The organism is Streptomyces sp. NPDC018045, assembly GCF_044327445.1.
In the GTDB taxonomy this organism is placed as follows: domain Bacteria; phylum Actinomycetota; class Actinomycetes; order Streptomycetales; family Streptomycetaceae; genus Streptomyces.
Map to the genome: position 1 here is coordinate 358577 of NZ_JBIRFL010000005.1, position 19886 is coordinate 378462.

The window sequence follows — 19886 nt, forward strand, 5'->3', positions numbered from 1 at the left end:
TTGGTTTTGGTCCTGACTCACCCCTCAGGACCGAGGGCGCACACCGTCGTCACACCCCGGACAGTCCTCGGTGTCGAGGGCCTGGACCGTCCGGCAGTGGTTGCAACTCCAGTGCGTCGGGGCAGGCGTGGCTTGATGCGCGTCCTTCGGACGGACCGACAGGTCGGCGTCCCGGCGAAGCGCCTCCACGATCGAACCGTTGGGGTCGAGACGCGGTACGGTAGAGATCAGTATTCTCGCCGCCACTCGGTGGTCTGCCGACTCCGAGGAAGCAGCCCGTGCCAGGAGCGAAGGGCGCCGATCGCCTGAGGTCATGAGGGCGACGGCGTGGAATAGAGCCGCCCGGTGGCGAGGCCAATGGGTCATGTCCCTGTCGAACAGCTCCTGACCGTCCCACGGAACGCGACCTCCCTCCAGGCTGATCAGCACGTTCGCCGCCGACCACGCCATCCACGAGGAGTCCGCTTCCAGGCACGCCAGCAACGCCTTCTGCTGGGCGTCCGTGAGGACCTGCCCGACGCCGGGGATGGGCGAGGGCTCGACCAGAGGCCGTGTGCCCGCGACGAGCCATTCGTCCAGCAGGGCATCGGGAGCGGTGATCTGCTGGAGGTGACGAGCCTGGGTGGCCACGGCTGCCTTGTCGATGCCGTATGCGTCAGCCATCGCGTCGAGCCACGCCCGGCGCTCTGCCGCGCTGTCGTGGGCGAAGGCGCGGTCGATCTCGTTCGAAGGGGAATCGGAGTATCCGGTCGCCGCGAGAAGGTCGCCGAGGGCGGTGAGCGACCAGAAGTCCCCGCCTGTGGATTCCGGGCACGGGCCGTGGAGTGACACGAGGTCGGAGAGGAGAGCCGCCCTGTCGTCCTGGGTGCCGGATGCCCAGTCTCGCAGCTGGGCGGCGATGTTCCCCCAACGCCGACTTGTGTCGAATCCCGCGCGTGCGAGTACGGCGTAGATCCTCTCGGCGACGTACCCAGGCGTGTGCATCGCGAGGGCGAACACGTACTCCCCCATGTCTTCGGGGAGCTCTCCCAGGTGCTCGGCCGCGCCTAGGGCGACCTGCTCGAGCCCTGGTGTGAGGCGACCGCCACCGACCATCTCCCAACGGCGCCGCCCTTTCTGCACCATCTCGGAGTCCTGCGGCAGGGGAAGCGTCAGCACCGCGCGGAGCGCGTCGATCTCCGCTCCGCTCAAGGGGGCCGCGTCCGTGCGGGCGTCCGTCAGTGAGCAGAGAGCCCGGGCGATCGACTCGGCGGTGTCATCGAGCTCGGACAGTTCCACAAGGTCTGCTCTCCGACGCCGCGATGTCGAGGGCAGGGCCAGCAGACACGCGGCCTCCACGAAGGGCCAGGGCCCCGCGTCACGGGTCTTGTCCCACAGCGCCGGGAAGAACTCCGGGGGTTTGCCAGGTCCGCGCGGGAGTATCGGCTCGCCCGCGAGCGCGCCGAGAGCACCGTCCGTGAGCTGGTCCAGGGCCCGTTCCAGTTCGCTGTCGGGAAGAGTCACGACACCGCGCGCCGCGAGGTCAGCCACCATGAGGGTGGCCTCCCGCTGTGTCTCGCCGACGTCGAGCAGAGCCTCAGCCGTACGGGAATCGAGTCCGGCGGCGAGTGCGATAGCCCCGTCGGAGTCCGTGTGGACGAGGGCGTCGCGCAGCCAGTCCCGCAGTTCCTCGGCCCCGCACGACCGTGCCCACATGGCCGTTGCGATCTCAGCGAAGACCTTGCTGCGGGTGGTGAGTTCGCCCGCGCCGTTCACCACGAACACGGCGACGTGCTCGTCCCAGAACCGGAGCACGTGCTCCGCCACCTCGCCGGCTGCGGCGGGCGGCATGGCCCATCGCAGCGGGTCCCTCAGCATGCCGGTCAGCGACTCGAGGGCGCGTCCCGCTGGAGGGGTCGCCTCGCCGACGAGGAGCCGTCCGAGCGTGACGAACCCGCCGAAGAGCATGCCCGTCGTCAGGGCGGGCGCCCAGGGCCGGGCCGGGTCGAGCGTCCCCCGTAGCCCCTCCCACCGGTGCACGGACTGTTCCACCGCGCGGTGCAACAACGCCGCACGCCCTTTGGGAAGGTCGGCGTCCGACGCGTTCGCGCAGACGAGGGCGAGCAGAGCGGCGAGCAGCGGCACCGCGAGCAGATGCGCGTGCTCCTTCTTCGCATCCTTGATCCAGGCGCGTCGCGTTGCAAGGAAGGCCGCTCGGTCCGGCCCGGGCGTCCGTGCTTTGGCACAGGCGACGAGGATGCTGTCGACCGTTGCCTCGAGATCCTGTGGAGGCGCGAGCTCGACCCGGGGCAGGCCGAGCCGGGTCGCAGCCCTTTGCGCGTTCGTCCGTGTCGTGACGGCGAACCCGCAGGAGGGGTGCAGAGACGCGAGAATCTCTTCGAGTTGTTGCGCGACCCACGGCGCGCGTGCCCCGCATTCGTCTAGCCCGTCGCAGAGGAGGAGCACGCGCCCTTGACCGATTTCCTCATGGAGGTACGCGGCGAGCGGTTCCCGGTCCGCGTCCGGCACGGTGTCCGCCACGGCGTCATTGACCAGGCCGTCGAGGGTCAGGCGTCGCGGCTGTCCCTTCAGCAGACGCGGCAGCGACACGGGGATCGGGGCGGGGGCGTCGGCGTGGCTGGCGCAGTGGGCCGCGATCTCGCGTACCGCCACCGACTTGCCCGAGCCCGGCTGCCCCACGATGAGCATGCGGCGCCAGCGCCTCAGGTATTGGAGGAGGAAGGAGGAGGTACGCTCGCCCTCCACGTCGATCCGGAGGCCGCCGACGAGGTCGTCGACGACGAGGGGCGGTAGGTCATCGGCGAGCAGGCTGAGGTCGATCCGTCCGGCCTCCGCTGTGAGCCGGGTGCGGTACGAGTCGACGGCCTTCCGGCGGGAGGCCAGACGCATCGCCACCGGACCCCCCTGGTCCGGGAGCACGGTCACCCCCGAGGCGGTCAGGGCGGCGACCCAGTCCTCGGCGGAACTACCGAGCGCCTCGCCCGCCTGCCGATGGAAGAAGTCGGCCAGGGCACTTACGGCACGGTGTCCCTGCGCGTCCGCTACGACGAAGTCCATCAGGGCAGCCAGGAGGTCACGGTGCGGTGCTGGTCCGGTCGAGCCGGGTAGGTGGAGAACACGCGCCCGGTCGAGGACGAGCCCGCGGACCCGTGACGGAAGCCGGTCGGTGAGGAGGGCGAGGGCCCTGGACTCGTCGCCAGTCTCCATGGGCAGGCCCGCACGGTGGCGTCGCAGAGCCCGGTCGAGGTTCTTTACCGGCCCGACGAGTTCCTCGCCGGCGATAACCAGAAGATCGTCGGGACCGAGCGTCGGAACCTGTTCCACCCACCCTGTCAGCGTCTCTTCCAGCGGACGCCCTCGGTCGATCTTCCGCTTCGCGGACACGTAGGCGTGGCATCCGTCGGAGAAGGTGACACGGATGTCGTCGGTTGGGTCGCTGGTTTCGAAGTCCAGCCGGACGGGCCACACCCCTGCGTGCACGTCCAGCCCCGACACCGGGCGGCCACGGAGCCCGTGCACTGCCAAGTGCGCGGCCAGCTCGCACCGGAAGACACTGCCGACTTCCCCAGCCTGCCCCGCCCTGCTCACACCGACCGCACTCCGCCCGACCGATCCACACCGCTTGCTCCTGACCTCCGGCGGAGCACCGCCCCATGGTAAGACGTCACACCGAGAGGCGGGGGCGAGACAAGGACGGTTCGCGTTCGGGGGCCTGAGCCCTCGTGGTCTCCGCCCTGTGAAGGTCCAGGCGCGATCAGTGTCCGCCCGGACCGGTACCGCGACGCACGGGCTATGGCCAGGGCCCCGCAGCCGGGGCTCCGGCCCGCCGTCCTACCGACCTGGCCGGGCATCAGCAGGAAGCAGAGCCTCCATCAGAACTGGGGCGGTTCACCCTGCTGGTGGCGGAGAGCTGTGTCTTGCCACTTCTGCAGCGATCAGGAGAGGCGGGGAGGGGGGTGACCTTGGGTTTCCTGGCGATATGTGTGCTGACCAGCGCGAACGATTCTCGGTAGTTCTCGCTGGTCGGCGTCATTTCCCAGGCACATGTGCCCTGGATGTGCCCTCGCGCGGGTAGTCCACCAGCCGCAACTGGCGCCGCCCACCTCGTGGGACACGGCTGGTCACTGCGGAGGCTTGACCAGGAAGGTGGTGCTGGGGTCGACGTCAGGGGCACTTTCGAGGGTCGGCAGTTCGTGGTCCGGCAAACCTGCGAGTTCCACTGCCGCTCGGCCCAGGTTATGCGCTGCCCGGACCGACTGGCCGTCGGCGACAGCGGCGTAGAACCGAGCGGCGTACGTGATCGCGTCGCTATCGCCGATTTCGTCCGCCATACCGATGGCGAACGGCACCGTTTCGACCAAGTTCTTGATCTGGGCGGCGGAGTGGCAGGAGTTCAACAGGTCCAGCAGCGGCGGATTGTCGGTGGCGTTGATAGCGCTTGCGAAGGCCCGATCTGTAACGATTGCGCCTTCGTGAGGCTCGTCGAGGTTTTGCTCGAAGACGATCAGATCGGTGTCACTGTGGCCGGAGAAGTGCACCACGTGGGGACGGAACCTGGTGAGGCCGTCGAGTAGATGGTCCGTCGTAGCGGCGGGGTGGACGTCCAGCTCGACGAGGTCGCGGTGCAGGGCTCTTTCGACCGCTGTCCGGATAAGTGCCTGCTCGCGGCTTACCCGCAAGTCACCCTCCGATGCGGCTCCCAGCATCAGCACGCGGAGCTTCTCCGGCTTCGGCTCCCGCAGCTGCCGCAACACTATGCCGACCTTTTCTTCGGTAGTGACCAGGCGGCTCTGGATCTTGGTGCAACGTGCGCACCTTGGGGACCGGTCCCCGTCGTCACGCCGCTGGCCTGAACGTTTCCAGCAGACTGGGAGATCGAGGCCGTAGCTTGCGGGGACCTGGAAGCGGACACATCTCGGGGACGGTCCCCAGCCGCCACATCAGTGGCACGCTGGTCCCCGAGTGCGGCCTCGCCCGCCGAAGGCTCAGGGGTCCTCGCTACGGGCGACGGTGTGTCCGCCTGGTTCTCGCGGCGCCAGGGGATGCCCTGGCCGGGGACGGCGGCGGTGGGCCAGATAGTGGGGGATGTGTTCGTAGTGGTGGTGGACGTAGAGTCCTCCATAGACGTTCCTCTCCGGTGGGGGCAGGACGGGCAAGGTCCCGCCCTTCACCAGCTCGTTCGTTCAGGGATGGGCGATCGGTTGGGGAATCTGAGGCCCTTGGCGGTGGCTCGCCCGGGGCCTCTCTGCTGCCTGCGTCAGATGCCGGATCAGGCCGTGAGGTCGTACGAGGTCTGGGCGTTCAGCCACGCCTCCACCTCCTGCCAGCGGTAGCGCAGGTGCCGGCCGACCTTCAGGACGTTCGGCCCGGTGCGGCGGTAGTGCCACTGGTAGAGGGTCTTCACCGGCACGCCGAGGTAGACGGCGACCTCCTCGGGCGTGGCCAACGGCGTACGGCCCGCACCGCCGGCATCAGCTGCGGGGCGGGGGTTTCGGGGCATGGGGCTCCTTCACGGGAATGGCGGGGTGGACAGGACAGTCACAGGTTGTCTGCGGCGTCCAGCGGCATTGTGCGGAAATTTCGCGGCCGCACCAAACGGCACTTCGCCGAGTGGGACCAAAACCATAGGACCGAATCCCCGGTTGCCGAAATCACGCAGAAAAGCGAGAGGTCTCCGTCCGGTTTCTTCCGGATCATCTCCGCCGTACGGGGTATTCCATCCTGCACCGAAGCGCCAGGTCAGAACCATCACGAGCCTCCAGGTCAGAGGCCATCAGACGCACCCCCGCATTCGCGGCGCGGGACCATACCATGGAAATCCGGCTTCGCCGAGCCGTCCGAATAACCGGCGCCAGCAAGTTTTCCAGGATGCTTGAGTAACCCTTTGCCATGGCCGGTCTTTTCGAGTTACAGCTATCCGTCATAGCTACCAGGCCCGTAGAAATAGGCCCCGCCGGAATCCGGGCCGCGCGCAATATCGAGCGCTTGCGTCTGCTGCGCGGACTCACCCAGCAACGCCTTGCCGAGCGCTGCGCTGCCCTCGGCCGCCCGATGACCAACACCACCCTCAGCCGCACCGAACGCGCCCGCCGCCGCTGCGACGTGGATGACCTCGTCGCCATCGCGGCCGCGCTCGACGTCTCGCCCATCGCCCTGCTCCAGTCACTACCTGCCCAAGAGGAATCTGCGGCGAGCAAGCCCAACACCGTTCGGCAGGAGGCTGATGGCGCGAGTCTGGATCGAGGACCGCATCGGGCACGCGGCGTACAAGCGGGCCGTGGCGCAGGCCAAGCAGGCAGGCCGCACCCCTCCCGGGCGCTACCGTGTGCGCTGGTACGGACCCGACGGCAAGCCGAAGATGAAGACCCTGGCCCGCAAGGTCGACGCCGACGCCGAGCGGACAAGGGTGGAGTCCCGCCTCTCCGACGGCACGTATCGCGACCCGGCAGCCGCGCGCGTGAAATTCGCCGAGGTCGCGGAGTCCTGGCTTACCGCGCAGGTCCACCTAAAGCGCTCAACCCGCAACCGCTACCGAGGTGTTCTCGATGTCCACGTGATTCCTCGCTGGGGCACCACGTCACTGGATCGCATCCCCTACGAGGACGTGGCCGAATGGCTGGCGGAGATGCTGTCGGGCCAGGCGGCGGGTGGTAGGAAGCTCAGCGCGCGCTCGGTACGCAAGGCGTACGTCGTCCTCGGCCGTGTACTCGGCTTCGCGGTCAAGTCACGTCGCCTGGCAGTCAACCCGGCTGTCGGTGTGCCGCTGCCCAAGGCGGTGCCGGCGGACCACGTCTACCTCGACGACATGCAGGCCGAGGCGCTGGCCAACGCCGCGGGGGCGTACCGGGTGTTCATCCTGCTGCTTGCCTACACCGGGCTGCGCTGGGGCGAGGCATCCGCACTGAAGGTGGGCCGCGTCGACCTCGACGCCTGCCGTGGGCACATCGTCGAGGCGTACGTCGAGGACAACGGCAAGCTCTACCTCGACTCGCCCAAGAACCACGAGCGCCGGGCCGTGCCTATCCCACGATTCCTCGCCGAGGAGCTGAAGGCCCACGTCGAGGGGCGGGATGACGTTGAGCTACTGTTCACCGCTCCTCGGGGCGGGCCACTGCGGGCGCGCAACTTTCGCCAGCGGTTCTTCGCCCCGGCGGTCGCGAAGGCGGGCCTCGACCACATCAAGCTCACCCCGCACAAGCTGCGGCACACGGCCGCCTCGCTCGCCATCGCCAGCGGCGCGGACGTCAACGTCGTGCAGACCATGCTCGGCCACAAGTCCGCCACCCTGACGCTGGACACCTACGGCCACCTCTTCCCCGACCGCCTCGACGAGGTCTCGAAGAAGATGCACAAGCGCCGCGCCAAGCAACTGGCCAAGGCGATGGCCAAGCTGGAGAAGGCGGAGAAGAAGGCGCGTGAGGCCGCAGACACGGTGGTCACTCTGGAGGGGGACACAGCATGATGAATACCTCGGCAGGCTATTGGTCATGGGATCTGCTTTTGAGCCCACAGACCTGAAGCGAGTGTCGTGAGGCGATCCCAACGGCAACTCCCGCTCAAGGTTGGTGAGTTGCAACGTCCGGGCGTTTAGGGCACTATCGCTGGCTAGGCCGGATAGGCGGCCTGTCCCGGCACTGCGCTGCCCCATCTGCAGTGTCAACCGAGGGGCGAAGAAGCCAGCGCTGCACCTGTCGTGGTCGAGATCTGCTCTTGCGCGCCCACGGTCGGGCGTACTGATCAGTTTTCGAGTGCTCAGGGGTGGCAGTACTCGAGGACGGATCGCGCTATGGCCGCTGGTGGTCGTCTCACGCACCTTGCTCGCACTCGAAGCTGCTATTCGGGGGAGCCGTTTCAATACGCTTCAGAGGCGCTTCGGACTCATCGTCAGGCTCCGCTCCTCCCGGATGCTCTCGCCGATCAGGCAGTCCTCGAAGCTCAGGTGATGAAGGAACTGGGTAGCGGAGGGGAGTGGTGGGCGCACCCGGTGGGAATCGCTGGCGTGCGTCTATCACCCGGGCAAACCGTGGTGGTCCTCGATAGCCACACCGAGCACCGCCGTGGTCAGAAGTTCCCAATGGCTGACTATGCGCTGGCACACCTGCTTCCGTCTGCAGAGCCCGGCGTCCAGGTCAGCGGTGTGATGCGGCTGCGTGTTGCCGGTGTCCGTAGCGCTGACCTTCACCTCAAACTGGTCCACACCGACAGTCGATTGGTACTAAGGGGGGTTCCGGGCACCCGCTGGCGCTCCTTGCTCGCAGAACGAAGGCAGGACCTGGCAGGGGGCGGTTTCGTGCCCTTGTGGGATGAGGCCGAACCGTCACCCTATGAGCTGGAGGACGAGCGCGAGTTCTCCTCTCTCATGCACACATACCGAGATCTGGCATGGCTCGGATCAGGGCTCCTGCGCCGCATCGCGATCTTCCAGAACTTTAGCACCGCCTACTCGACTCGGTCTTGGATCACCGGAGACGAGTGGATCTTCGAGCTGGACACGCATCGCGACGTACCCCTCGCCCACGATGTGTTTCTCGACCGCCTCATTGACGATGTCTGGGGCCTGCCACTGAAGGTCACGAGGAGCTACTGCGACTGCAGTTTGCAAGGCACAGCACGGCGGGGCTATCAATGCACGTTCTACCTGGAGCATCAGCACCCCGACGTGCCAGGGGTGATGCAGATCCGCTTTAGGTGGGGGGATTTTGTCTACGGCAACGATGCGCGACAGAGGCTGGAAGACCTCAACGCCGACCGAAACTGGCTCGACAGAGTGCTGCCTGTCCGAGCCGGCCGGCCCAATGGCCCGGCTGGCCGGAAGGACGGATCCCGATGAATTGGGACAGTCTTGCCCTGGTGATTTTGGCTCTGTCCGGAGTCCTGAGTCTGTTGCTGTCGCAGGTCCGCGATGTCTTGACGAAGACGGCAGAGGTCATCCATGCGTGGCATGAGGTTCGGCGGAGTTGGCGAGCACGGCGCAGGGGCCAGATCCAGCAGGACCCGCCACGCGATGGAGGCTGCTGATCGTCGGAGAACGGGTGCGGCGCGGGCGCGAAATGCTCCGCCCCGACATGTAAGTCGGCTGAGGCGGTGACCGCCGCGGAGGAAGTTGCAGCATGACCATTGCGTGATCCGTGATCGGCATCAGTAGCCGAGAGGGCTTCCGCTGGACCAGCCAGGTGCTGTGTAGTCAGCGGCTTTCACGGAAGGCCCGGTCCATTGCCGCGGCAGCCGCATCCGCCGCACAGTGCTCGATCTCCCCGGGCACCTCCCGCTCGTCGAGGACGAAGAGCCTGCCGCCCACAAGCTTGGTGGTGGGCTTCCAGCCGAGAAGGCGGCCCGCCTCGCGGGCAGCGCGCGCCGGACATCCTTGAAGTCACCCATTCCGGCGAGGTCGTCGCTGCTGAGGATCAGCTGCCCGTAGTACCCCTGGTACTGAGGCTTGAGGGCGGTCCGCATCATCGACTCCAGGCGGTCGACCAGGTTCTCGTGCCGCCGATGGCCCAGCTCGTCCTTCGCGGGCATCGCCTGCCACTCCCCACCGTCAGCGCGCACCCCACGTGTGCCATACATGTGCTGCAAGATCGAAACCCTGCCGCCCACTCGGACGACAGGGCCTCTGACCTGCTGTTTCTCTGTGCCCCCGGCAGGATTCGAACCTGCGACACCCGCTTTAGGAGAGCGGTGCTCTATCCCCTGAGCTACGGAGGCGGGGAGTGGTCGGCGCCGGGTGGGCGCGCGGCCGGGCTGCTGGTGGGCAGCTTTGGACAGGGTAGCGGATGGGGGGTGTGTGGTGGGGAGGGGTGGGGGCCGGAGTGGGTTGAGGTGTTCATGGCTCTGGGGCTGGGGCCGGGGCTGGGGTTCGGTCTGAAGCTGGGCGGCCGGTGGCCCGGCCGACCGGCCTCTCGGCGATTAGGCGGCCCGGTGGCCCGGCCGCTCAACGATTAGGCGGCCCAGTGGCCCAGTGGCCCAGTGGCCCGGTGGCCAGGTGGTGGCCAGGTGGTGGCCAGGTGGTGGGGCGGTATGGAGGCGGGGCCGGAGTGGGGGAGTGGGGGGAAGCGGTGTGGTGGGTCGGGGGAAAGGGGGGCGCCCACCCCCTGGGGTAGGGGGTGGGCGCCGTATGGGGTGGTTGATGGGGTTAGGGGGCGTGGGCTGGGTTGTCGGGGGTGGGGGAGTTGGTGGCGCGGTGGGTGGACCACGTGGTCAGGGCGGTGGCGCAGGCGTGGTCGAGGTGGCGCAGGCCGGAGAGGTCGAGGGCGACTTCGCGGTCGTGCGGGAGGGCCTCCAGTTGGTCGAGGAGCTTGGGGAGGCGGAGGAAGGTGGCGTTGCCGAGAGCGCGTACCTGTACGGGTTCGGTGGACGGGGCGTCCAGGCCGGTGATCTCCAGGTGGACGTGTGAGGTCTCCCAGGCGGTCTTGGCGATCGCCAGGAGGAGGCCGATCAGTACGCCCTCGAACATGTTGGTGACGACGATGGCGATGGCGGTCGCCGCGAGGACCACCGCTTCGCCGCGGTGTTCGCGCCACAGGGGGCCGAAGTCGCGTACGGGGATGAGCTTGCAGCCCGCGTGGACGAGTACACCTGCCAGCGCGGCCACCGGGATGATGCCCAGGGCGGCCGGGACGGCCGCCGCGAAGATCAGCAGCCAGGCGCCGTGCATGACACGGGACGCCTTCGTGCGGGCTCCGGCGCTGACGTTCGCGGAGCTGCGGACGATCACCGCGGTCATGGGCAGGGCGCCCAGGATGCCGCAGACGGCGTTGCCCGCGCCCTGCGCCATCAGCTCCTTGTCGTAGTGCGTACGCGGCCCGTCGTGGAGCCGGTCCACGGCGGCCGCGCTGAACAGTGACTCGGCGGACGCGATGAGGGCGAAGGCGAGGATCGTGCCGATCGCGCCGACGCCCGCCAACTGCGCGAAGTCCGATCCGCTGGGCGGCTGGATCGCGGAGAGCAGGCCCTGGACCTCGACCCGGGCTATGGGCAGGTCGAGGGCGAAGACCGCGAGCGTGGCCAGGGCCACGGCCGCGAGCGGGGCCGGCAGGATGCGGGCCGCGCGCTTCCACCGGGGCCAGAGCACCAGTACGGCGATGGTGCCCGCGCCGACGGCGAACGCGGTCAGGGCCGTGCCCGAGCCGGCGGTGCCGGTGACCAGGCCGGGCAGGCCGCCGAGGTTGGCGAGTCCGCTGCCGGGGGCCTTGGCGTCGGTGAGCGCGTACAACTGCCCGGCGATCAGGACGAGCCCGATGCCCGCCAGCATGCCCTGGACGACGGCCACGGAGATGGCCCGGAACCAGCGGCCGAGGCGGAGTGCGCCCATGGCGAGCTGAAGGAGGCCCGCTATGAGGACGAGTGCTCCCAGTGTGCCGAGCCCGAACTCCTTGACGGCCTCGTACACGAGGACGGTCAGGCCGGCGGCCGGGCCGCTGACCTGGAGGCTGCTGCCGGGCAGGAGGCCGGTGAGGAGGCCGCCGACGATGCCGGTGATCAGGCCGAGTTCGGCCGGGACGCCGGAGGCGACCGCCACGCCGACGCACAGCGGCAGGGCCACCAGGAAGACGACGAGGGAAGCGGTGAAGTCCGCCCGGAGATGGGGCCAGCGGGGGGAGGGGGAGCCCTTCGCGGGAGGTGCGGTGGGAGAGCCCTTCGGGTGGGTTGTGGTGGAGGGGGGCGCGCCGTTGGTGCTTGGCGCCGGGGTGTGGGCTGTCGCGCCCGGGGGCACGTCCGTGGCCGTGCTCGGGGTCGATTTCGGTGTCATGGGGGGCGCCTTCGCCGTCAGAGGGGGAGGAACGTGTCGGTGGCGGACTGGTGCGCCGAGACGAGGCCGGTGTGGACCTCGTAGTACCAGCCGTGCAGGTTCACCTCGCCGGCGTCGACGCGTTCGCGTACGCACGGGTACTCGCGCAGGCGCGCGAGCTGTTCGGTGACGTGCCGCTGGACCGCGGTCGCGACCGTCGGTGCCTCATCCCTGGGCAGCTCGTCGGAGAGCTGCTGGGTCAGCCAGGCGCGTACGTCGGGGGCGCCGGCGAGGTCCTCGCGGCGCGCCATGGCGCCGACCGCCCCGCAGTGCGAGTGACCGCAGACCACGATGTCGGCGACGCGCAGCACCCGCATCGCGTACTCGATGGTGGCGGCCTCCGCGCTGGCGGGCATGTCCGGCCGGTGGGCGGGTACGGCGTTGCCGGCCGTACGCAGTTCGAAGAGTTCGCCCGGCAGCGCTCCGGTGATCAGGGACGGGATGATCCGTGAGTCGGAGCAGGTGATGAACAGGGCGAGCGGCGACTGGCCGTCGGCGAGCCGCAGGTAGGTCTCACGCTCTTCGTGCGCGGCCGCGATGCGGGCGTTGAAGGAACGGGCGTGTTCGATGAAGGTTTCCACGTGGGAATGTCTCCTGCTGGTCGGTTGAGTGGTGCCATCGAGGTCATGGCAGAACCTTCGACTGGTGCGGAGCAGGAAGCCCCTGCAGAACTCCTCAGCAGCGGAAGACGCAGTGCAGACAGTGCAGGGCGGGGCGGGCGGCCACGCCTGGTCTTGCAGTGATGAACGTGGCGGCGGTGCCGGTGTGGGAAGGGAAGAAAGCGACGATCGGGTAGGACCGGGCCGCGTACGGGTGCGGCGGAACCGGACGGCGGTACGGGGACGGCGCGCCCGGCGCGGCCCGCGTGCAACGGCGCGCCTGGTTACGGTCCTTGTCCTTCTCGCGCCCCGGGTCGCGCTCGTTGTCACGCCGGTACTGGATGCCCGTGGAGGAGTTGGCCTGGGCGGGGGACACCTTGGTGGGAGGTCCGTGTGCGCCCGGGGGAGCCGCCGGGGTGGGGGTCGGATCGGGGGCCTGCGCGGGCGCGGCGCCGGCGGCCGTGAGGGACGGGGGCTTGCCGCCCTTGGCCGCTGCCGTTCCGTAGAAGAGCAGGGTCAGCACCACGGCGAAGATGCCGAGGAGACTGAGGATGCTGAGGGGAGTGAGGGGGGTGGTGGAGCGGAGGAGCTGGGGGTAGCGGGAGCGGTGGGGGCGGTGAGAGTTGTGGGGAGTGCGAGGGCTCCGGGTGCTCCAGATGCTCCGGGAGGGGCGGGGGGATCGGTCGTTTCGGGTGTTTCGGTTATGCCGTTCGTTGTGTGTGTTTCGGGTGGTGCGCGTGTTCTGCGTGTTCTGCGTGTTCTGGGTGCGCTGGGGCTGTCGGTCGGGGTGGGGCTGCACGCGGGGGGCGGTCCGCATGCGGGCCTGCGTGGTGGGCCGCGTGCTGGTGGGGTTGGTGGACGCAGCGGTGGCAGGCGTACGACGGGTGGCCGTACGGGCCGCCGCACGGGCCGCGTTACGGGATGCCGTGGCCGCCGTGCGGACCGACCCCGCGCCCGGCGGGCTGTGCGGGCGGTTGGAAGCCGTGTAGTGGGCCGGGTGGCCGGCCGTGTCCGGGCGGGCGGCTTTCGCGTCTTTGCGGCGGGTGATGCCAGGGAAGTGCTTCATGCCTGGTCCCCCGGGGGCGCGGTGGGGGACGGGGACGTGGAAGGGGCCGTCGCGGTGGGGGTGGCAGGCGGTGCCGATCCCGGTGCCGTAGCTGTACCGATGTCGGTGCCTGCGCCCTTACGGTCTCCGCTGCCCTTACGGTCTCCGCTGTCCGTACGGACTCCACCGTCCGTACGATCTCCGCCGTCCGTACGGTCTCCACGCTCCGTACGTCCCACGTGCCCCTTGCGCCCCGCGCGCCCGCTGAGCGCCAGCAGCGGTACGAGGCCCAGCGCCACGATGCCGCCGCTCAGCCCCAGCGTGGAGTAGCCGCCCGTGGCCACGACCAGCCCCGACGCCATGCCGCCCGTGGCGCCCGCGATGGCGATGCCCACGTCGACCAGGCCCTGCGTCGAGGCGCGGGTGGCCAGCGGTACGGCGTCGGTGACGATGGCGGTGCCGCTGACGAGGCCGAAGTTCCAGCCGATCCCGAGGAGTACGAGGGCGGTGGCGAGCGCCGGCACGGAGTGCGCGGGGGCGAGTGCGGCGAGGGCGCCGGCGGCGAGCAGGACGAGGCCGGAGGCCGCCGCGACCCGCAGCCGGCCGATCCGGTCCACCAGCATCCCGGTGAGCGGCGACGGCAGGTACATCGCCGCCACGTGCAGGGCGATGACGAGCCCGGCGGTCTCGGTGGCGTGGCCGTGCGCCCGCATGTGGACGGGCGTCATCGTCATGATCGCGATCATGACCAACTGGGTGAGGGTCATGACGGCGGTACCGGTGACGAGCCCACGGGCGTCGGTACGGGCCGTGGAGGAGTCGGCCGAAGACTCCGCGGCGTCCGGCGCGGAAGCAGCATCCGGCGCGGAGGCGGCGTCCGATGCGGAAGCGGCGTCCGACGGGGAAGCGGCGTCCGATGCGGAAGCGGCGTCCGACGGGGAAGCGGCGTCCGATGCGGAAGCCCCCTGCTCCGCCGCGAGCGCCCGCGCCAAATGCAGCGGGTCCGGGCGCAGGAACAGCCCCAGCACCACGGCCGCCGCCGCGTACGCGACCACCGCCAGCAGGAACGGTCCCGCCAGGCGCGGTACGCCCAGGCCGTCCGCGACGTCGCCCGTGACCCCGACCAGGTTCGGCCCGATCACCGCGCCGAGCGTGGTGGCGAACAGTACGAGGCTCACCGCACGTCCCCGGCGCGCGGGCGCGGCCAGGTCGGCGCCCGCGTACCGGGCCATCAGGGTCGTCGCCGTACCCGCCCCGTAGACGAGGAGGGAGAGGAACAGCAGCCATACGGAACCGAGGGATGCCGCGGCGACGACGCCGAGGCTGCCCAGGCCGGCGGTCGCGTACCCCGCGGTGAGGCCCGGCCGCCTGCCCCAGCGCTGGCAGAGCCGGCCGATGCCGACGGCGCCGAGCGCGGCACCGCCCGTGAACAGGGCCGCGGGCAGGCCGGACAGCTCGGTCGAGCCGAGCATCTCCTCCGCGAGCAGCGCGCCCACCGTGATGCCCGCGGCCAGCCCCGCGCCGCTGAGCGTCTGCGACAGGGCGAGCACGGTCAGCACCCGCTTCTGCTCCGGGGGTTCCGCCATCTCAGCGCTCATGGGTTCGTTTCCTCGTTCTCGGGGGTCTCGGGCTGCCCCGAAAGCACGCTCAGGGCGCGCCGGCAGGCTGGAGCGCCGCGATGTCCCGCAGCGACATGCTGAGCTGGTCGTGCAGGAAGCGCACGATCGTCCAGTGCGGCAGGGCGCCCTCGTCGAAGGGGCCGAACTCCCGGACGTAGAGCGGTATCCAGCGCAGGGCCTCCTCGATCACCTGCTCCCGCCCCGGCTCCTGCTGGTACGCGTCGTAGCCGATGCTGCGGTGCTCGATGAAGAACCGTCCCGGCAGCCGCTGCTCGCACCACTCGCGGTACTCGCGCGTCTGGAGGATGAGGTAGTGCCAGATCTCGTCGATGTCCTGCTCGACGGGCAGGAAGAGGCCGCTGAGCTGCTCACGGTGGCGGGAGACGAGGTAGAGGTAGCGCAGGCACTCGGTGACCTGGCGCTCCACGTACGCGTTCTCGGCGCCGCTCAGCGCGACGAAGTGCTGCACCACTTCGGTGTGCAGACGCTCGCCGAGCAGGGCTATGAGGTCGTCTTCGGTGACGAGGCCGTCCGTGGCGGCGCGCGGCTCCTGGGCAGCGGAACCCTGGAGCGGTTCCTGCGATTCCTGCGTTTTCTGCGGTTGCGTGGTCATGGTTCTCCCGGTGTCTTCGGGGCCGTTCGGGGCGGTCTGGGCGTTCGGTCCGGATGCGCGGGTGGAGCTGGTGTGTTCGGTTCGAATCCGGGGGCGGAGCCGGGGTGTTCGTTCCGGATTCGGGGCGGGAGCCGGGACGTTCGGACCGGGGTCTGGACGGAGCCGGGCCGTTCGCGGGGTGCCCGGCGGCCCAGGTGGGGGGCGTGTACGAGCCCGAGAACCACGCCTCTGAGCCGGCGCCCCAGGCCGCGCCGGCGAGCATCGGCCCACCCCGGCGAGCCCCGACCCACACCCGTACCTGGCGAGCATCCGCCCGCACCCGCCTCAGCGCCTCACGGCTCGCCCACGTGCTCCGGCACCTGGCCCTGGCCCTGGCCGCTCTGCTCATGCTCCAGCCACGCGTACTTCCCCGACTTCCCGATCGGGATGTGCGCGTGGTGCTCGACCCGGCACGGAAGGCCGGTCAGGCGCTCCACGCCCGTGCTCAGCGCCGCCGCCTCCGACGCGTCCACGGGCGCGCCGTCGAACGTCGTGTACCGCAGCTCGGCTCCGCTCCGGTCCCCGGGCACGCGCAGTTGGTGGACGAAGACGCGGGGCGACGCCGCGCTGACGCAGTCGTCGAGATCGCCCTGCGCGACCGGCCCCTGGCCGTGTGCCGACGCGAGCAGCTCCTTCTCGCGGCCGCAGAACCGGGTGATCTTCTCCGGGTCGGGCGTGCCGTCCAGCGTGCGCGCGCAGTCCCCCGACCGGTAACGGATCAGCGGCATGTACGGGTTCCGGACGCTCGACACGATCATGCTGAAGATCTGGCTGCCCGGCTCCACCGGGACCAGCTCGACGCTCATCTTGTCGAGGTAGGGGTGGTACCGGCCGTGCCGGTCGCTGTAGTAGAGGTAGCCCAGTTCGGTGCTGCCGAACAGGTCGATGACCGGGCAGTCGAAGTGCTCGTGCAGGTAACGCCGTACGTTCACCGGCGTGTACTCGTACGCGTGCACGATGCTCGCCGGTCGCGGGAAGCGGTCCCAAAGGCCCCAGTCGGTCACCTTCCGTACGAGATGCGCCAAGTGGTAGCTGGAGCAGTCGAGGTGGTAGCGGCCGTGCGGGTGGGCCTGCTGGGCCGTACGGATCTCGGCGAGCATCCGCTCGACGTCCGCGCGGTCCCAATGGGCCGGGTCCAGCGTGAGGTTGATGTAGCAGGTGCGGTCGTCGAGCCGCCGGTCCGCCAGGTCCGGTACGGGCGCGAGCGCGGTCCGGCCGTGCTTCTTGGCGTTGACGCGTGCGACGTGTTCCGTGGCCAACACGGTGGTGAGGGAGACGCGTTGGCACCCCTCGTGCCAGGTGTCGGCGATGTCCGGGTGCTCACTCCAGAGCTGGTAGTACGAGTTCAGCAGGAAGTACGGCGGCCGGATGATCTGCATCCGCGCGTGGTTGGTTCCTGTGGAGAGCACGAACTCCGCCGCGCCGGCGGCGAGTGCGTCGGCCAGTACCGGCGTCATCCAGTTGTCCGGAAATCCCCGGGCGATCTCGGGCTTGTCCAGTATGGGGAAGTGCCCCCGCTCTATCGACGAGCGGTAGATCGGTATGTCCCTTATCCGGTTCACGATGTCGGCGGTCGGCTGTCCCGACCGGCTCGGCTGGCCATCCATGGTCACCCTCAGGTCTGTCTTGTCTGGCGGACGGGGAGTGATCGGTGTCGCGGCGTACGAGAACCTGCGTCGTACCGTCGATATGCCTGAGTCGTACGAGCGTTTCGCCTGCGTCGTGCGGGCGTCACGCCTGTGTCGTGCCGGCCGTGTGCCTGCCTTGCGCCTGCCTTGTGCCGGGAGCGGGCGGAGCATGCGAATGCTTGGGAAGCGTGCGGAGCGCGCGGATTCCGCGGAAAGCGCGGTGTCGTGCGCGCGGACCAGGTGGGGTGGCGGGGAGCCGGCCGGTGGCGTGCGGGCCGCCGGCCGACTCCCCGCCCGGAAGGCTCAGCGCCCGGTCAGGAAATACATCCCGTTTTGGGCGCGGCCGTGGTCGCGCTGATGCAGCCGGACTTCGTCGCGCTGATGCAGCCGTCCTTGCCCGCGCCACGCGGGGAGTTCAGGGCGACCCACTCGCGCCAGACGCCGTCCTGGGCCATCTTCTTGATCAGCTTTTCCATGTCCGTCGAGCCTCCACAGGCAGGGGATGGTGGAAAACGGCGATGATCAGCCACGCGGGTCGCGCGGGTGCCGCTCCCTAGAACGTAAAAGAAAGACCAAGCGATCGTCAAAGGCCCGCAATCCGGGGATGGCTCAAACGCTGACACGAACGGACACTTTGGCTTGATCTTTCCTGTCGTGGCCACAGCTCGCAAGGGTCTCGTGGCTGGTAGTAGCCGGTCGCGGCCGAGAGGTGTGCGGGGTGTGCAAGGTCTGGACCACAGAATTGGTCTGCCATGATCATGTCAATAGGGGCGGTGGCCGGAACGGTGCGGGGTGGCTGGATTGCGACGAAGTGGACACGGGGTGAACGGGCCGTCAGCGGCTCAACGACCGGCGAATCTCCCGAAGTCGTAGCCGGATGACGCGCGATGTACGTTCGATCGGAGAGTGCCCAAAGGAGTCCTCGGGCGGATGGGGGCGGGTGTCCCGGAGCGTGTATTTCGCTGGCTTATTCCTCTGGTTCTCGGGGGAATCGCTGAAAGCCTGTACGTGGATTCCGCGCGCATTGTCGGGTGGGCCCGGCAGTTCCTTGGAATCGCTTCCGTATCCATATACGGGGCTGTATCCGATTCATATCCAACCCCGTATCCGGGCCAGCGCCTGTCCTCATGTCCGGCCCCATGCCCGGCCCCATTTCCGGGGTTACCCGCCGCCGTATCCGATGCCTATCCGACCCCAATGTGACCCTACTGAGGCCCTACTGAGGCCCCACTCCGGCCCTACTGCGACCCCGCCCCGGCGCCACCCCGCGCCCGCTACCGCGTCCGGTACGTCTCCGTGTCCCAGCCCGGTCCCATGGCTGAAACCAGTTCCAGCGGCCGCGCCCCGACCGTCGCGGTAAACAGCTCCTGGCCGTTCTGGTGCGCGGTGACACGCGCGTGGATGAGCTCGGAGGCGTCGGTCCGCGGTCCGGCCTCGCGCGCGAATCCGTCCGGGCGACCGCTGGGGAACTCGTCCGGGAAAACCGCGGGTTCGGGCGCCGCGGCAAAGCCCGTCCTCACCTCTGTCTCCGCCCCTGTACCAGCCCAATCCGTCCCCGAAGTCGTCCTCGAATCCGCACCCGGTCCGGCGCCCGGCCCCGCCCCTGATTCCGCCTGGCCGAGGATCGTGGCCTCTATCCAGCAGGGCGCGTCCAGTTCGGCGTATCGCGCGAACACGGTGCTCAGGCCGACGGGTATCACCGGCAGCGGGTGGAGCAATGCGTGGACGGCCTGGTGGGCCGCTTCCAGGAGAAGCATTCCGGGGGCGTGGTCGACCGGGTGGTCGAAGATGACCGGGTGGGTGGTGTCCGTACGGAGTTGCCAGCGGTTGTGGGTGTCCGTGGGGGAGAGCATGACACTTTCGTACTGGGTGCGGGCCACCCGCCGCGGCGCGACCGGCGGCGGCAGCGGCACCGCGCGGGCCATCGCTTCACGGGCGTCGCCGTATTCGCCGCGCAGACGGCGGTAGACGGCCGGCGCGTGGCTGGTGAATCGGGCGACCGCGGTACCGAGGCGGACGCCATTCCGGGTCGCCTCGACATCCATGGTCAGGGCACCCAGTGTGCCCTTGCGGCGTTTGACGTCGGAGCAGACGATGCGTAGTTCGATCTCGGTGGGGGCAGTCTCGGTACGCAGTACGCCGGGGTCGAGCGCATAAGTGAAGTGATCCCAGATCAGTTGGTGTCCGAACGGCACGTCGTAAGCGAGGTGCGAGAGCAGCGGAATGGTCTGCCGGATCGTCTCGACGAGCAGAAGGGGGTCGTGCAGCCGGTTCCTGGAAGAGTAGAACGTGTGGGCCCGCGGCCATTCCGCGGTCACGACGTGAACGTCCGGAGCCGTCTCCTTCCAACTGGTGAGCAGGACCTCGGAGAGCGCCGTCTTGTGTACATACTCCTTGGGCACGGTGGTGGTCAGCGTGCGCGGGCGCGGCCCGGCGGCAGTGGGTGCGGAGGACGTGGGAAGTTGGCCGGTGGTGCTCATGCGGGTATCCCCCTGAGGAGTGTCTGCAGGTCCGGTCCGTTGCGGCCCGTTGTGGTCCGCCGGGGCTCCCGGAGC

The 19886-nt window shown here is 69.3% G+C and carries 13 protein-coding genes, 1 tRNA gene and 1 pseudogene; 3 read left to right on the forward strand and 12 right to left on the reverse strand.

Annotated elements, in window-relative coordinates; translation table 11 throughout:
• Positions 1-24 precede the first annotated feature (24 nt).
• From ACH4EB_RS15330 to ACH4EB_RS15340, 3 genes are all read right to left on the reverse strand, one after another.
• Positions 25-3588 (reverse strand): NACHT domain-containing protein, encoded by a 3564-nt coding sequence (locus ACH4EB_RS15330; RefSeq protein ID WP_398347925.1) that lies wholly within the window; start codon positions 3586-3588, stop codon positions 25-27.
• A 533-nt stretch (positions 3589-4121) separates the two neighbouring features.
• On the reverse strand, positions 4122-4754 hold the full coding sequence (locus tag ACH4EB_RS15335) for a hypothetical protein (RefSeq protein WP_398347926.1): 633 nt from the start codon (positions 4752-4754) through the stop codon (positions 4122-4124).
• A gap of 515 nt (positions 4755-5269) precedes the next feature.
• Positions 5270-5500 (reverse strand): helix-turn-helix transcriptional regulator, encoded by a 231-nt coding sequence (locus ACH4EB_RS15340; protein WP_398347927.1) that lies wholly within the window; start codon positions 5498-5500, stop codon positions 5270-5272.
• Positions 5501-5922: 422 nt separating this feature from the next.
• Between ACH4EB_RS15340 and ACH4EB_RS15345 the strand changes: the two are divergent.
• From ACH4EB_RS15345 to ACH4EB_RS15355, 3 genes and pseudogenes are all read left to right on the forward strand, one after another.
• Positions 5923-6162: pseudogene (locus ACH4EB_RS15345) on the forward strand (helix-turn-helix domain-containing protein); the annotation flags it as partial.
• 61 nt (positions 6163-6223) lie between these two features.
• Positions 6224-7462 carry a tyrosine-type recombinase/integrase gene (locus tag ACH4EB_RS15350; RefSeq protein ID WP_398347928.1) on the forward strand — a complete coding sequence of 413 codons (1239 nt, stop codon included), beginning with the start codon at positions 6224-6226 and terminating at the stop codon, positions 7460-7462.
• Between the two features lie 480 nt (positions 7463-7942).
• Positions 7943-8830, forward strand: a complete 888-nt coding sequence (locus ACH4EB_RS15355; protein ID WP_398347929.1) for a hypothetical protein — start codon at positions 7943-7945, stop codon at positions 8828-8830.
• A gap of 802 nt (positions 8831-9632) precedes the next feature.
• On the opposite strand, the gene ACH4EB_RS15360 is transcribed toward ACH4EB_RS15355, so the two are convergent.
• The 9 genes from ACH4EB_RS15360 to ACH4EB_RS15400 all read right to left on the reverse strand — a co-directional run bounded on the left by ACH4EB_RS15360 (position 9633) and on the right by ACH4EB_RS15400 (position 19811).
• Positions 9633-9705: transfer RNA gene (locus ACH4EB_RS15360), tRNA-Arg, on the reverse strand.
• A gap of 427 nt (positions 9706-10132) precedes the next feature.
• Entirely contained in the window at positions 10133-11749 is a 1617-nt protein-coding gene (locus ACH4EB_RS15365; protein WP_398347930.1) for a SulP family inorganic anion transporter, read from the reverse strand.
• A 17-nt stretch (positions 11750-11766) separates the two neighbouring features.
• Positions 11767-12369, reverse strand: coding sequence for a carbonic anhydrase (locus ACH4EB_RS15370; RefSeq protein WP_398347931.1), 603 nt, complete (start codon positions 12367-12369; stop codon positions 11767-11769).
• A gap of 94 nt (positions 12370-12463) precedes the next feature.
• On the reverse strand, positions 12464-12910 hold the full coding sequence (locus tag ACH4EB_RS15375; protein WP_398347932.1) for a hypothetical protein: 447 nt from the start codon (positions 12908-12910) through the stop codon (positions 12464-12466).
• 539 nt (positions 12911-13449) lie between these two features.
• Entirely contained in the window at positions 13450-15030 is a 1581-nt protein-coding gene (locus tag ACH4EB_RS15380; RefSeq protein ID WP_398347933.1) for an MFS transporter, read from the reverse strand.
• 49 nt (positions 15031-15079) lie between these two features.
• On the reverse strand, positions 15080-15664 hold the full coding sequence (locus ACH4EB_RS15385; protein WP_398347934.1) for a hypothetical protein: 585 nt from the start codon (positions 15662-15664) through the stop codon (positions 15080-15082).
• A gap of 332 nt (positions 15665-15996) precedes the next feature.
• On the reverse strand, positions 15997-17310 hold the full coding sequence (locus ACH4EB_RS15390) for a hypothetical protein (protein ID WP_398347935.1): 1314 nt from the start codon (positions 17308-17310) through the stop codon (positions 15997-15999).
• Between the two features lie 335 nt (positions 17311-17645).
• Positions 17646-17807, reverse strand: coding sequence for a hypothetical protein (locus ACH4EB_RS15395; RefSeq protein ID WP_398347936.1), 162 nt, complete (start codon positions 17805-17807; stop codon positions 17646-17648).
• A 798-nt stretch (positions 17808-18605) separates the two neighbouring features.
• On the reverse strand, positions 18606-19811 hold the full coding sequence (locus tag ACH4EB_RS15400) for a ScbA/BarX family gamma-butyrolactone biosynthesis protein (RefSeq protein WP_398347938.1): 1206 nt from the start codon (positions 19809-19811) through the stop codon (positions 18606-18608).
• Positions 19812-19886: the final 75 nt, after the last annotated feature.

What these genes read in the sequence shown, in the direction of transcription:
- ACH4EB_RS15365 (WP_398347930.1), bottom strand. Translation starts at nt 11,749, where the DNA reads ATGACACCGAAATCGACCCCGAGCACGGCCACGGACGTGCCCCCGGGC.
- ACH4EB_RS15355 (WP_398347929.1), top strand. Translation starts at nt 7,943, where the DNA reads ATGAAGGAACTGGGTAGCGGAGGGGAGTGGTGGGCGCACCCGGTGGGA.
- ACH4EB_RS15390 (WP_398347935.1), bottom strand. Translation starts at nt 17,310, where the DNA reads ATGGATGGCCAGCCGAGCCGGTCGGGACAGCCGACCGCCGACATCGTG.
- ACH4EB_RS15400 (WP_398347938.1), bottom strand. Translation starts at nt 19,811, where the DNA reads ATGAGCACCACCGGCCAACTTCCCACGTCCTCCGCACCCACTGCCGCC.
- ACH4EB_RS15380 (WP_398347933.1), bottom strand. Translation starts at nt 15,030, where the DNA reads ATGAGCGCTGAGATGGCGGAACCCCCGGAGCAGAAGCGGGTGCTGACC.
- ACH4EB_RS15385 (WP_398347934.1), bottom strand. Translation starts at nt 15,664, where the DNA reads ATGACCACGCAACCGCAGAAAACGCAGGAATCGCAGGAACCGCTCCAG.
- ACH4EB_RS15350 (WP_398347928.1), top strand. Translation starts at nt 6,224, where the DNA reads ATGGCGCGAGTCTGGATCGAGGACCGCATCGGGCACGCGGCGTACAAG.
- ACH4EB_RS15340 (WP_398347927.1), bottom strand. Translation starts at nt 5,500, where the DNA reads ATGCCCCGAAACCCCCGCCCCGCAGCTGATGCCGGCGGTGCGGGCCGT.
- ACH4EB_RS15395 (WP_398347936.1), bottom strand. Translation starts at nt 17,807, where the DNA reads ATGGAAAAGCTGATCAAGAAGATGGCCCAGGACGGCGTCTGGCGCGAG.